Source organism: Chryseobacterium sp. NG-CE01 (assembly GCF_055695505.1).
The window spans coordinates 225095-238649 of the sequence record NZ_CM146369.1 but is presented as its reverse complement, the minus strand read 5'-3'; the positions used below and the strand labels follow the sequence as shown (position 1 = coordinate 238649).

Below are 13555 nucleotides of genomic sequence, written 5' to 3'. Positions count from 1 at the left end.
ACAAATGGTACAATTTTTTTCACAAATAAGCATTGATTGATTTCTTTTTTTTACTTTTAAAAATTCAATAATTCCATCAATAGGAATGGGCTTTAGCCCGTTTATATTAATAGATTTTCCAATTGGCTTTAGCCTAAATTTATTTTAAATCAACACCATTATGTCATCGTGATTTCTATGACTGGGAGATATCAACATTAAATCCTAAAAACCCTAAACATTAAACTCAGAACTGCCATGCTTAACCTTTTCGAAGATATTTCAGATTATCCGTTAAACCTTCTTCCCAATGACGGAATTGTTTACTATTACGGAAAAGTATTTTCCGGAGAAAAATCTGATCTTTATTATGATTACTTATTGAAAGAAATTCCGTGGGAAAATGACGAAGCTGTGATTTTCGGAAAACTGATCTTAACCAAAAGAAAAGTGGCCTGGTTTGGAGAGAAACCATTTGAGTACACTTATTCAAAAAGAACAAAATATGCAAAGCCGTGGACTCCGGAACTGCTTGAGCTGAAAAAGAAATGCGAGGAAATTACCGGAGAAACTTACAATTCCTGCCTTTTGAATTTATACCATGACGGCAGCGAAGGAATGGCGTACCACAGTGACGCTGAAAAAGACCTGAAAAAACATGGCGCCATTGCCTCTTTAACGTTTGGAGCAGAAAGGAAGTTCTTGTTTAAGCATAAAACAACCAAAGAAAAAGTCGAAGTATTTTTGGAAAACGGAAGTTTGCTGGTGATGAAAGGAACCACGCAGGACCATTGGCTGCACCGCCTTCCGCCAACTACTAAAGTGAAAAGCCCGCGCGTGAATCTTACCTTCAGAACGATTGAAGAATAAAAAAATGGTGGCTGAGGTTCCCGAAGCCACCATTTTTAGGTATAATTTTAAAATATAATAACTCGCTATCGGTGGCTGAGGCCCTCGAAGCCACAGTTGCATTTTTATTTCAACACCTCAACTTCAATCGCACTGTCATCAAAAACCTTGATGAATGCTTTCGTATAATCTTCCTTTGTTGCAAAATTCGGATTTTCCATAAATTTCTGTGGGTTGATCGCAAAGAGCGGGAACCAGGTAGAAGAAATCTGAATCTGAATCTTATGTCCTTTTTTAAAAGTGTGAACCACATCCTGAAGTCTGAAATGAACCGGTGTTTTCTGGTTCGGGATTAATGCTTCCGCTTTTTCTCTTGAATTCCTGAATCTTGCAGGCATAATTTCACTGCGCACCATCTGGTGGTAATTTCCGTAAACCACACCGTCTTTTTTCGCTTCAGGTTTAAAATCTTCCGGATAAATATCAATCAGTTTCACGGCAAAATCTGCATCGGTGGAAGTGGAGGCAATATTTAATTTAGCCATAATCTCTCCGGCAAGAGTGATGTCATCCGTCAGCACATCTGTCGTAAAAGTCAATACATCCGGCCTTCCTTCAGCAAAACGCTGGTCTTCCGACATATAATTCTTTGGTGTGAAGCCATTAAAATCTTTAATCTTATCAGAACTTAAAACAGGATTATTCGGGTCGCTGTAATATTCTGAAAAACCTTGTCCTGCAGATTTTTTCAGTGTTCCACCGGCTAAGTAGAAATTTATTTTCTGTGCTTCTTTAGGGGGATAGGTCGCAAATTCTCTCCATTGTTTGGCACCGGTATCGTACATTAAAGCTTCCGGTAAACCTGCATCTTCTTTTGTATTGCCTTTCAGGTAATGACTGAAAAATTTAGTTTCTACATTTTTCTGATAATATGTTGCAATGCTGTCTCCAAAGTAGATTTCATTATGGAAATGCTTCCCTTGCTCATAGGCCCAGGCTCCGTGCGAAAACGGTCCCATTACGATCGTATTTTTGGCTTTCGGACTTGTTTTTTCGATCGTTTTATAGATATTTAACGGCCCCGAAAGATCTTCCGCGTCAAACCAGCCGCCCACGGTCATTACTGCATGGTTTACATTTTTAAGATGAGGGAGAAGACTTCTTTTCTGCCAGAATTCATCGTAATTCGGATGATTCATAATTTCTGTCATAAAGAAATTATCCTTATAATATTTTTCATAACCGTCTTTCAGTGTTCCCATATCACGGTAGAATTTCAGGCCGTCTTCTGAGGTAGGTTTAATCATCTTATCTGTGTACCATGCTTTATTCTCAGGCTTTGTTTTCTGCACTCCGAAAACCGGGAACGTTCTGAAATAACCCAGCATTACTTTTCCGTTGTGAAGGAAATCATCATTCCAGAAGTCTGAAATTGGTGCCTGTGGTGAAGAGGCAACCAGCGCAGGATGCTGTGCCAGAATTCCTGCAGCAGTATAAAATCCGGGGTACGAAGTTCCGTATTGGCCTACTTTTCCGTTGTTTCCCTTGATATTTTTAAGAAGGAATTCTATGGTATCGTAGGTGTCTGTGCTTTCATCAACATCTTTCTTTGTCTTACGGTCTGCCTGTGGAGTCATATTGGTGAACGTCCCTTCACTCATATATCTTCCGCGTACATCCTGAAATACAAAAATATATTTGTCTTTCATAAGAAACTGGTTGGGCCCGAGTTTTTCCCGATACTCGTTTTCACCGTAGGGCGCAATGCTGTAGCAGGTTCTCTGCATCAAAAAAGGATATTTATTCTTACTGGAAATATCTTTCGGAATGTAAACAGCCGTGAAGAGCTTTACCCCGTCCCTCATCGGAATATACATTTCCTTTTTTACGAAATTGTCCTTTACGAAATTATTTTCGTTATCCTTACTTTGGGCATTTCCGAAAACAAAACATAAAATGAATAAAATTGAAAGGTGGATTTTCATAAATAAAATTTGTGGCTAATTTAATGATAACCGGCGTTAATTATAACATATTTGTTTAAACTCATTTAAATTTAATCGCCAGCCAAAGGTTTTGACAGATCGAAAAAACAGACAGGATATTCTTTTTTTATTCAGTTTTTTCACTGTACATAAAGTCCGGACAGGGATGTCCGTGCTCAAAATCAGCTGACTTTGAGCTAAAACAAGGTTGTTTGCCCTTTCCGTCAGTTTACATAAAGCTCAAACAGGGCCATTTATACTTACCATCAATCTACATTGAATTAAAAAAGGGGTGTTTGTTCTTACACTCAGGCTACATACAGTTGAAATATCAGGGTTTGTGTTTAAATGCAGTTTTTTTATATTTGAATAAGTTTAATTTTAACTGATTATCCTAAAAACACATTTGATATATGACTATTTCGTTGCAGAGACTAAGTACCAAAAACCTGGCTACCCTCACAGAAAGAACCATTAATGTTTCAACGTCGGGAAAACATCCGGTCTTGGAAAATCATCCTTTAATTCCCGAGCTTACCACACAGTATGCAGCATATGATTCCGTGTACAACAAGAAAACATTCAGCGGAAAAGGAAAAGATGTTGCGGCGGCAGACCACGACAGAGATATTTCTTACAGCAGCATAAAAGCTTTTTTAAACGGGTATCGGCAGGTAGATTCGGTGCCGAACTTTCAGGATGCGGAAGATTTGTACCAGATTTTTGTACAGTTAGGTTTGAGCCTGGACCGCATGAGTTATTCTGCACAGACTGCCCAGATGAAAAAGCTGATAGAAGAGCTTGAACTTCCCGCCAATTTCCGGAAGCTGGTAAACCTGTCCTTATCTGTTGCATTTGCAGAGATGAAACGCAGGCACGAATATTTTGAAGAGCTCTTCAACGAACAGGCGGCAGCCAATGCGGAACTCCGGCGATTAGAAAGTGCATCGGCAATGCGGAAAGTTTTGGAAAAAACATTGAAATCGTATTTTGACATGCTTACCGCTTTGAAAGATGTTCCGGCGTGGAAAGAAGTATATGCTGAGGTGAATGAGCTGGTAAAGGCGGCTAAAAATTCTGCGAAGAAGGGCAGACCGGAGGAAATTTAACTATACAGGAAGGCAGTCCCTATGAGACTGCCTTTTTTGCTGCATGACCTGATATGGTGCAGGAATCGCCTTAAAGAGGACGTTTATGTTTACTGAGTTTTTGTTTTCTTACCTGCAAATTTGTTGAGTTTCATGGTAAGTGAAAACATGACATAGCGTTTCAGGATCAGGTCGTCCCTGTCTTCAAAATAGGTATTGGAAATCACCCTTCTTACACTCTGGTTCTGGTTCAGTACATCATACACCTTTACTTTTGCAGTCAGCTGTTTATTAAAGAATGAATAGCCGATGCTGGTGTTCCAGAAATAAAAATCTCTTTTGAAGCCGGGCGCAATATTCGTGTTGGTATTGTATTCGATATCATTCCCCAGGATCAGTTTGCTTTTAAAAATATAATTGGTAAGTTCAAACTTCAGTACCTGGTTGCTGGTATTCACCTCGTCAATACTGTAATTTTTAAACTTGGATAAATTATACCCTAATGTGTAAGACGTTTTTACAGTCAGCTTTTCCTTAATTTCATACCCCAGGTTTAATCCCGGATTGATATTGTATGACTGGCTGGTGAATTCCTGTCCGTTTATGAATCCTTTGCTGAATGCAAAGTTGGTGTTAATTCTCGGGTTAATTGTCAGTTTATTCTCCTTCCACTTGAATGATTTGCTGAAGCTTCCTCCTAAATTAAAGTTTTTATTTCCGCTTATGTTGGTATAGGTTACCAGCTGTCTTCCGCTTTCATCAAAAGAAGCGTAGTTCACAATATCATTATCTTTATAGGTAAACCCGACGTTCAGGTAATAATTAATATTTTTTACCATGTTATAATTATTAAAATACAGATAGGTAGAGCTGGTCCATGTATTTTTAAGGTCCGGATTTCCCTGAAAAGCGACCAAAGGATTTGAAAGGTCCTGATACGGGGTCAGCTGTTCTGCTGTCGGGATGGTGAAATCTGAAAAATGATAAAGATTTAATCTTTTGTTCTGAGAAAACTCGTAATTCATTCCTACATTGTAGCCAGGAAGAATAAAGTTTTTCTGAAGATCGTAATATTGTCCTGTGAAACTTGAATTTACGTTCATATTGGAAATATCTGCATTTAAAGATCCCCAGGCGGTAATTTTCTTCTTGTTGACTTCAAATGATACTTCAGGCGTGATCTGGTCGATCTTCTGATTCATTCTGTTTGATAAAACATCGTTATAGGCAGAATAATCCTGCGTGGCAGCATTAAAATCATTTACATCACGAAGATTTCTCATATTCGATGAGCTGTAGCTTACGTTCAGGCTGACACTCGCAGAATCTGACAAAGGCTCCGAATATCCCATACTGAAACGGTAATTGTTATTAAGATTTTTCCGTACCGAAAACTGGTTCCTGTTATCGGAAGTTGGCGGTATCGTATAGAAAATGTTTTCAGATTTGTTCAGCCTGTCCTCCCTGTTTTCAGAAATGGTGCTGTTCATATTGGCATGGATTTCCCTTCCTTTTTTGCGGAATTTTTTCGAAAAATAAATATTGGGATTAAAAGAGTTGTTCTCAGAATCTGTTCGGTTATAATTGTCGCTGGTATTCAGCAGGCCATTGTCACGAAATGTTGTAGATTTCGAGGTATTGAAATTATGTATTTCATTTCTGGCAAAGGACGGAGAAAAATAAATATTCGTGAGAGAATCCAGACGAATCCTTGCGGAAAGGTCAAAATTGTATTGTTTTGATTCATTTTCACCATTGTTTTCAGAATCGGTTTTCAGGATGTAATCCGGAAGAAGGGTGGTTCTTGAAACTTTTGATCTGGTTTCGAGGTTGTTGTTGATATGAATCAGGCTCAGATTATCCAGGTCGGTATCTTTCCCGAATTTATCACTGTAATTGAACCCGATCGTTGTTGACTTCTGAATACCCTTCGCATTGTTTCCGGAAGTGTAATAAGTGGTTCCTCCGGAAGTGATCACCGACCCTCCCTGCATCAGCCACGAGTTTCTTCCGCGTCCCATGCTGTCAAAAACTTCATCACTTGAAAACCCCTGAGAATTAATATTATTGGAGGCTGCAAGAATACTTATTTTCGTGTCATTTTTAAAATAGCTCAACAGGCCGCTGCCTTCATATCTTTTATCGGAGCCGTAACCAACGGTAAGTCTTGAGATAAGACCTTTGTTTTTCTTTTCGTCAATATTAAAATTAATAGTTGCATTATTGGATTTCGAAGCTTTTCCGCTCAGTTCCTCTTCTTTTGTTTTGGTGGTGGTAAACTGGATGTTTTTGATGATATCTGCAGGCAGATTCTGGAGGGCTATTCTCCCGCTTTTGTCGAAGAATGGTTTTCCGTTGATGGTGATTTGGTCTACTTCCTTACCATTGATGGTGATTTTCCCGTCGTTGTCGATCTGAACACCGGGAATCTGTTTAAGAAGTTCCTCAATTTTACTGTCGGGACGAACCTTAATTGCGGAAGCATTAAATTCAATGGTATCTTTTTTTATTTTAACCGGTGAGGCGGTAAGTTTTACTTCCTCAATATTGGTAACCGAATTTTTTTCCAGTTCAATGTCACCTAAAGAAAATGATTTATCAATGGTTTCCAGGCGTTTCGAGAAAGGCAGCATTTTATCGGCATCAATCTTCAGAATGCTGGGTTCATTTACGTTGTCTGTTTTCAGGGAAAATTTACCTTCCCGGTTAGTCGCAGTATAATTGATGATAGAAGAATCTTTTTCTTTAAGGAGATAAACCGTTGCGTTTTCAATGGCTTTTTTTTCGAAGTTGAGGATCTTTCCGTCAATATTTAATTTCTGAGCGTTAAGAATCACAAAGTTGAATGTCAGGGTAAGCAGGATTGCTAATTTCTTCATGTAACAAGGGTTATTAGAGCCGCAAAAGTATAAAAATATCGGCTTTAACTCACATATTTTAGAGTTAAATACCGTTAATATTTATCCTGAATTATCTTCAAACTGTTAATTTCCCATAAAAAACAAAAAACATCCCTGTTGAAAGGATGTTTTTATAGTGTTGTTTAGGATAGCTTAAGCTCTTAAATATCTTGAATATGCGTAACCTTCCTGTCCGTCCGAAGTTTTTACTTTCCACCAGTCATCGGAAGTCTGTTCTACAAGCGAGATGAAAGAACCTTTGCTCACTTTGCCGATAATGGCAGCATCAGTGGACGGTTCCTGCCTTATATTCAGATTAGAGTCATCGGTCGCTACTGTGAGTGCTGTTCCGGGTGCAAGCCCCGAAACCTGTACGTCAATATTAATGTCGGAAGCGGAATACGTAGAGTCAATAGCTCCCAGAGCATTCCAGACCGCATCTTTGGCCGCCGTGTTGGAAGCACTTCCTGAAACATACAGTATACCGTCCTGTTCCTGAACTTTGAGATCAGAGATTCCTGCAGACTGCGCGGCAGAAACCACACTCGAATATTTGTTTTCTAATGTACTCATCCTATTTGTTATTAACAGTATAGTTATAATTTACTTTTCCTACTTTTAAAGCATCTACGGATTCTTTAACCTTTCTTGCATCAGAGGAAGAAATATTTCCGGTTAAGGTTAATTCACCGTTAATGACTTCTACTTTCACTCCTGGGATGTCTTTTACAGCATCCTGTACCTTTTGCTGTACGGCAGGGTCTACAGCCGACTGGGTTTCTACAGGAGAAGTTACTGCGGCGGCAGGTGCCACAGTAGACATGTCATGCACGTCTTTGATTCCGTCGATGGCTTTCAGTTGTTTGATCATTGCATCTTTTGCTTCCTGGGTCTCAAAGGTACCGCTCAGATGGGCAACACCTTCTTTTACTTCTACCGAAACTCCCGGATTAGCTGTCACTACTGTAGTAGCCTGAGTCTGAAGGTCGCTGTCAGAAACTTTTTTTTTACAAGAAACTGATCCCAGAGATATGGCTACCGCTAAGGCGGCCATTGCGATGGTTTTTTTCATAGTTGTATATTTTGATGTATTTAATATGATTAATATAACAATAAAATTTATACCAAAAGGTAAAATCACGGTGTATTTCCATGACTGTTTACTTTTTAACTACAATTTAAAATTACAATTATTTACAAAATAAGATTTTTATAGGGTTCAAACATCAATAATTAAAATGCCTTTGATCTCTATAAGATACAATGCTTAATTGTTTGGCTTTAAATACTACGCTTCCTTTTTAAAGTTTCTGTAAAAGATAATATTTAAAAACCGGCTGCCATTCCGGGAAAAGTTAAAACAGATTTCTGGTAATTCATGAAAATTGGTAACAATATAAGCTTTCTGAAATGCAAAATGATCTTAATATTGTATGTAGGATTGGAAGCAATTCTAAAAATATTATATTTGCCAAACTTGAATTATCAATATGAAAGGACAGAATAAACTATTTATAGCCATTGTCATTGCCCTGATTTTAGGCGTTGCAATCGGTGGATTTGTACATCTACAGTACCCTGAAAGTGCAGAGCCGTTTTCTAAAAATATAAAACTCCTGGGAACGGTATTCATCCGTCTGGTGCAGATGATCATCGCGCCTCTGGTATTTACAACCCTGGTAGTGGGAATTGCCAAAATGAGTGACATCAAAATGATCGGGCGGGTAGGTACAAAAGCGATGTTATGGTTTATCTCTGCTTCTCTTGTATCACTTTTTATTGGTCTTGTACTGGTCAACTGGCTGGAGCCGGGACACGTAACAACTCTTCCTATCCAGGATGCGGCCTCAGCAGACGAACTTCTGAAAAGCAGCAAAGGATTTTCTATGGAGGATTTTGTAAAACATATTATTCCTAAAAGTGTTTTTGAAGCGTTTGCTACCAATGAAGTCCTTCAGATTGTGGTATTTTCTATCATGTTTGGGATTGCACTGGCCAATTTGGGAGACGAATATGCACAGCCTGTTGTAAAGCTGTTTGATATTATCGCGCACGGAATCCTGAAAATGGTGGGTTATATTATGTGGTTTGCACCTCTCGGTGTTCTGGGAGCCATTGCCGCAGTGGTAGCCACCAACGGGTTTGAGATTTTTAAAGTTTATGCCATTTACCTCAGAGATTTCTTCTTTGCACTGGGTATTCTCTGGCTTGTGCTTTTATTAGTGGGATATCTGATTATCGGAAACCGTCTTTTTGAATTGCTGAGAAGAATTAAAGAACCTTTGCTTATTGCCTTTTCCACAACCAGTTCCGAAGCCGTTTTTCCGAAGCTTGTGGAAGAACTCGAGAGATTCGGGTGTAATAATAGAGTAGTATCGTTCATTCTGCCGTTAGGATATTCATTTAATCTTGACGGAAGTATGATGTACATGACCTTTGCTTCGATTTTTATTGCACAGATTTATGGTATTGAAATGACCATCGGGCAGCAGATTACCATGCTTTTGGTACTGATGCTTACCTCAAAAGGAATTGCAGGTGTTCCGAGAGCATCACTGGTAATTATCGTTGCAACGTGCTCCATGTTCGGAATTCCGCCGGAAGGTATTGCCCTCATTTTGCCAATTGACCATTTCTGTGACATGGGAAGAAGTATGACCAACGTTCTTGGAAATGCACTGGCAACCTCAGCGGTTTCCAAATGGGAAGGACAGCTGGATAATCACGGCGGTGATTTGTAAAAATAGTTAACATAACAAATAGATGGTCAATAATGAATTTTCATTGTTGACCATTTTTTGTATAAGGAGCTTTTTCCCGCTCTCACTACTCGCTTTTCCGTTGTTTTCTGCGGCGGCGGAGCCGCCGCAGAAAACAACGGAAAGAGCTCAGACATGCCGTTCGATCGGGGCTAATTTGTCATCCCTGAAACATCTATATTGTTGCTGAGATCCTTTCAGGATGACAAAATTGCTACATGATTCCTAATTCAAATTAACAGTAACAACATAGAATCTGCAAAATCTATGTGATCATTAAAAGAAAATCTTTGCATCTTTGCTTTTCAAAAAATTGGTTTTTTAGAAAATGAATTTAGAACATCATAAAAACTCAATACAGGAAAATGGTTTTACCGTAATTAACAACATTTTTTCGGATGAAGAAATTAGAAAAATCGGAGAAATCATTCAAAATATAGATACCTCGAAAGAGACATTCAGAAAATCAGACGATCTTTTCGCTATCAGGCAGTTTTTAAAAGAAATTCCTGAAGTCAGGGATCTGATTTTCAATAAAAATATAAAGAACATCATCACAGAAATTTTCGGAGAAAAATATTTTGTGGTGAAAAGCATTTATTTTGATAAGCCTGAAAAATCAAACTGGTATGTGGCATATCATCAGGATCTTACGATTTCTGTTGACAAAAAAACAGATCTTCCGGGATTTGGTCCGTGGACGACGAAGCAAAATCAGTTTGCCGTTCAGCCTCCGCTTGATATTCTGGAAAATATTTTCACCATTAGAATTCACCTGGATGACACGGATGAAAATAATGGTGCATTGAAAGTAATTCCAAAATCACATTCGAAAGGAATTTACCGGTCTGAAACCATCGACTGGTCCGTAGAGACAGAAACCATCTGCAACGTAGAAAAAGGCGGAATAATGATTATGAAGCCTTTACTTCTTCATGGATCAAACCGTACTACAAACGGAAAGAAAAGAAGGGTAATTCATATCGAATTTTCAGACAGACAATTGCCGGAACAGCTGAAGTGGTCGGAAAAATTGAATTAAAAAACTCTTTCAGACCGAAAGAGTTTTTTTGTTTTCACTATTGTACTGAAATTTCATCCACAAAAATATAAGCATCGCCGCCCGCTCCCTGGTGCCATTCCGGAAGTTTGCCGAAATGATAAGCTTTTACTTTGATAAATCGAGCCTGTGTAGGCAATACCTCAGCTGAAAAATCTTTTATCTGAACGGTTTCGTCTTTCGGATCAAGTGTATTGTCTACCGTTTTCAGCAGAATGTAATCTTTACCGTTGTTTGAAACATAATATTCCACTTTTTTGGGCATTAAAATCCATGCTCTGCTGTCCTGCAGATAGCTAGAAGACAATTTTGTGAACTGCTGCGGAGATTTCATATCGATAATGGCTTCAAAAGTTTGTCCCTGGTAGCCCAGCCATTCGCCTTTTCTCCAGTTCGTGTCACCATTGATTCCGTCAATTAAGGACAATTTTCCGCTTGCCGTATATTGTGGAGTAGGAGTAGAAACTACGGTAATATCCCAATTATTCGGTCTTCTGTTGAAGTCAGCTCTTACAATGGAACTTTTTTCCCCGTTTCTTTCTGCGTAAGCCGCCACCTGTGTTGTTTTGGTAATAGTGAACGGACCTTTATAAGGCATGAACATTTTTCTCACATTCGCATCTCCTTCATCCATTGTCATATAGTAAATTTTATCATTAGGATTAAGAGCGGTGATTTCAACTTTAGTATTAAGATCAAAAATTCTTGCTGCTGCAATCACGGGCGAAGCTGTTAATTCATCATATTTAAAATCTTTGTAGGATTTCACATTTTCAAAACCAAGTTTTTTAAGTTCTTTTTTGCCTGTATTCTTAGTGATGGTTCTCGTGGTTCCGTCTTCAAGATGAATTTTAACTTCCTCAAAATAAGGTTTTGTCGTCTGCCATTCCGGTAATCCCGGGGTTACGGAATAAATTCCGAGAGCACTCAGAATATACCATGCACTCATCTGTCCGCAATCCTCATTCCCGATCAGTCCGTCCGGAGTATTTTTATAGTAGTTATCGAGGATGAATTTAATCTTCGCATCTGTTTTTTCCGGCTTATCAACATAATTGTAAAGGTAAGCAATATGGTGGCTCGGCTCATTTCCCTGTGCATATTGCCCGATCAGTCCGGTGATGTCTACCTGTTCTCTTCCTGTAGTTTTATCCGGAGCAGAAAAAATAGCGTCAATAAACTGCTCAAACTTTTCCTTTCCGCCATGAGCTGCAATTAATCCCGGAATATCCTGTTGCACGGAATAGGAGTAGTGCCATGAATTTCCTTCCGTATAATTATTATTCACTTCCCGCGGCTCAAAAGGTTCATACCAGTTTCCGTTTTTTCTGGGCTGCATGAATCCGTTTTTAGGATTATACAGATTTTTCCAGTTCTGAGAACGCTTCATAAAATACTGGTAATCTTCTTTTTTGCCTAAAATTTTAGCCATTTGAGCGATACACCAGTCATCGTAAGCGTATTCCACGGTTTTGGAAACACTTTCATGCTCATCATCAATGCTGATGAAATTATTCTGTTTGTAAGCATTCAGTCCAAAAATATCCAGCATTGCAGAATGTTTGGAAGCCTCGAATGCTTTTTCATAATCAAAACCAGTTATTCCCTTTGCCATGGCATCGGCAATTACTGAAACGGCATGATATCCGATCATACACTCTGTTTCGTTAGAAGCCAGTTCCCAAACCGGAAGTTTGCCGCCCTGTTCATACTGTTTAATAAAAGTATTGATGAAATCTGCCGTCCTTTTTCTGTCAATTAATGTCATCAATGGATGCGCTGCTCTGAAGGTGTCCCAAAGTGAAAATACCGAATAATAATCAAAATTTTTGGCAAAGTAGAATTTATTGTCACGTCCCCTGTATTTTCCGTCGACATCCATATTGATGTTCGGCTGTGTGAAAACATGATACATCGCTGTGTAAAAAACAGCAAGCTTATCTTTGTCGGAAGATTTAACCTCAATTTTAGATAATTCTTTGTCCCAGTCTGCAACAGCCTGCTTTCTCACCGTTTCAAAGTCATTTGATTTGCCTTCTGCCAGCATATTTTTGGCAGCGCCTTCATAACCGGTAGTGGAAATTGATACTTTAATATTGATTTTTTCACCTTTTTTGACATTTGCTGAAAGGGCTAAAGCAAGTTTTGTTCCTGTTAAAAGATTATTTTCATCCTTTCCGTTAACCGTTTTTTTTGAAATTTTCATTGGTTTTGAAAACTCAATTCTGGCATAGATATACTGGTTAGTTGCCCAGGCTTCACTTCTGCGGAAAACTTCGATCGTTTTGTCATCAATAATTCTTACCTCACCTTGCAATAATTTATCCCTGTGATTTAAGTCTAAGATAACATTGGCATTTCCTGCCTGGTTGAAAGTATATTCGTGATATCCGACTCTTTTGGTTGTGGTTAAACGTACATTAATATTGTGCTTATCTAATTTAACCGAATAAAATCCTGCCGAAGCTTTTTCGTTCTTATGCGAAAATTTTGAAGAATATCCTTTTGGAGTAAGGTCGGGGTTTCCCATCGTCGGCATCAGCATAATGTCTCCGTAATCAGAAACTCCGGTTCCGTTCAGATGCGTATGGGAAAATCCGTAAATCACCGAATCCGAATAATGATAGCCGCTGCAGCCGTCCCAGCTCCCGTCGATTCTTGTATCAGGGGAAAGCTGCACCATCCCGAACGGAACAATGGCGCCTGGAAACGTGTGGCCATGGCCGCCGGTTCCGATAAAAGGATTCACATATTGCGAATAATTTTGTGAAAATGTATTATGAAATAAAATTCCCAAAAGAACGATCAATATTCTTTTCATGATCTATAAATTAAAATTTCCCTAAAATACTATAAAATTAGCTTCTGCAAAAGAAAATATCTATCAGTCTCTTTACTTATTCTAAATAGCTAAAAAATACGTAAATTTGTAAAC

The 13555-nt window shown here is 38.7% G+C and carries 9 protein-coding genes; 4 read left to right on the top strand and 5 right to left on the bottom strand.

What is annotated here, in order from left to right:
* Window positions 1-237 precede the first annotated feature (237 nt).
* The gene (locus ACYT6F_RS01155; protein WP_472599510.1) at window positions 238-849 is read left to right on the top strand and encodes an alpha-ketoglutarate-dependent dioxygenase AlkB family protein; all 612 of its coding nucleotides are present in this window, start codon (window positions 238-240) and stop codon (window positions 847-849) included.
* A gap of 104 nt (window positions 850-953) precedes the next feature.
* Here the strand turns inward: ACYT6F_RS01155 and ACYT6F_RS01150 are convergent, their stop codons facing one another.
* Entirely contained in the window at window positions 954-2813 is a 1860-nt protein-coding gene (locus ACYT6F_RS01150; RefSeq protein WP_472599509.1) for a CocE/NonD family hydrolase, read from the bottom strand.
* A 413-nt stretch (window positions 2814-3226) separates the two neighbouring features.
* Here ACYT6F_RS01150 and ACYT6F_RS01145 point away from each other — a divergent pair, with 413 nt between their 5' ends.
* Window positions 3227-3922, top strand: a complete 696-nt coding sequence (locus ACYT6F_RS01145; RefSeq protein WP_472599508.1) for a DUF6261 family protein — start codon at window positions 3227-3229, stop codon at window positions 3920-3922.
* An 89-nt stretch (window positions 3923-4011) separates the two neighbouring features.
* On the opposite strand, the gene ACYT6F_RS01140 is transcribed toward ACYT6F_RS01145, so the two are convergent.
* The 3 genes from ACYT6F_RS01140 to ACYT6F_RS01130 all read right to left on the bottom strand — a co-directional run bounded on the left by ACYT6F_RS01140 (window position 4012) and on the right by ACYT6F_RS01130 (window position 7873).
* Window positions 4012-6780, bottom strand: coding sequence for an outer membrane beta-barrel protein (locus ACYT6F_RS01140; protein ID WP_472599507.1), 2769 nt, complete (start codon window positions 6778-6780; stop codon window positions 4012-4014).
* Window positions 6781-6954: 174 nt separating this feature from the next.
* Window positions 6955-7374 carry an SH3 domain-containing protein gene (locus ACYT6F_RS01135; RefSeq protein ID WP_472599506.1) on the bottom strand — a complete coding sequence of 140 codons (420 nt, stop codon included), beginning with the start codon at window positions 7372-7374 and terminating at the stop codon, window positions 6955-6957.
* 1 nt (window position 7375) lies between these two features.
* Complete coding sequence (locus tag ACYT6F_RS01130; RefSeq protein WP_472599505.1) at window positions 7376-7873, bottom strand: BON domain-containing protein; 498 nt, start codon at window positions 7871-7873, stop codon at window positions 7376-7378.
* Between the two features lie 418 nt (window positions 7874-8291).
* On the opposite strand from ACYT6F_RS01130, the gene ACYT6F_RS01125 reads away from it, so the two are divergent.
* Both ACYT6F_RS01125 and ACYT6F_RS01120 read left to right on the top strand, forming a co-directional pair.
* Window positions 8292-9542 carry a dicarboxylate/amino acid:cation symporter gene (locus tag ACYT6F_RS01125; RefSeq protein ID WP_472599504.1) on the top strand — a complete coding sequence of 417 codons (1251 nt, stop codon included), beginning with the start codon at window positions 8292-8294 and terminating at the stop codon, window positions 9540-9542.
* Between the two features lie 346 nt (window positions 9543-9888).
* Complete coding sequence (locus tag ACYT6F_RS01120) at window positions 9889-10602, top strand: phytanoyl-CoA dioxygenase family protein (RefSeq protein WP_472599503.1); 714 nt, start codon at window positions 9889-9891, stop codon at window positions 10600-10602.
* A gap of 37 nt (window positions 10603-10639) precedes the next feature.
* Here ACYT6F_RS01120 and ACYT6F_RS01115 read toward each other — a convergent pair whose 3' ends face one another.
* On the bottom strand, window positions 10640-13441 hold the full coding sequence (locus ACYT6F_RS01115; RefSeq protein WP_472599502.1) for a GH92 family glycosyl hydrolase: 2802 nt from the start codon (window positions 13439-13441) through the stop codon (window positions 10640-10642).
* Window positions 13442-13555: the final 114 nt, after the last annotated feature.

What these genes read in the sequence shown, in the direction of transcription:
- ACYT6F_RS01155 (WP_472599510.1), top strand. Translation starts at nt 238, where the DNA reads ATGCTTAACCTTTTCGAAGATATTTCAGATTATCCGTTAAACCTTCTT.
- ACYT6F_RS01150 (WP_472599509.1), bottom strand. Translation starts at nt 2,813, where the DNA reads ATGAAAATCCACCTTTCAATTTTATTCATTTTATGTTTTGTTTTCGGA.
- ACYT6F_RS01145 (WP_472599508.1), top strand. Translation starts at nt 3,227, where the DNA reads ATGACTATTTCGTTGCAGAGACTAAGTACCAAAAACCTGGCTACCCTC.
- ACYT6F_RS01140 (WP_472599507.1), bottom strand. Translation starts at nt 6,780, where the DNA reads ATGAAGAAATTAGCAATCCTGCTTACCCTGACATTCAACTTTGTGATT.
- ACYT6F_RS01135 (WP_472599506.1), bottom strand. Translation starts at nt 7,374, where the DNA reads ATGAGTACATTAGAAAACAAATATTCGAGTGTGGTTTCTGCCGCGCAG.
- ACYT6F_RS01130 (WP_472599505.1), bottom strand. Translation starts at nt 7,873, where the DNA reads ATGAAAAAAACCATCGCAATGGCCGCCTTAGCGGTAGCCATATCTCTG.
- ACYT6F_RS01125 (WP_472599504.1), top strand. Translation starts at nt 8,292, where the DNA reads ATGAAAGGACAGAATAAACTATTTATAGCCATTGTCATTGCCCTGATT.
- ACYT6F_RS01120 (WP_472599503.1), top strand. Translation starts at nt 9,889, where the DNA reads ATGAATTTAGAACATCATAAAAACTCAATACAGGAAAATGGTTTTACC.
- ACYT6F_RS01115 (WP_472599502.1), bottom strand. Translation starts at nt 13,441, where the DNA reads ATGAAAAGAATATTGATCGTTCTTTTGGGAATTTTATTTCATAATACA.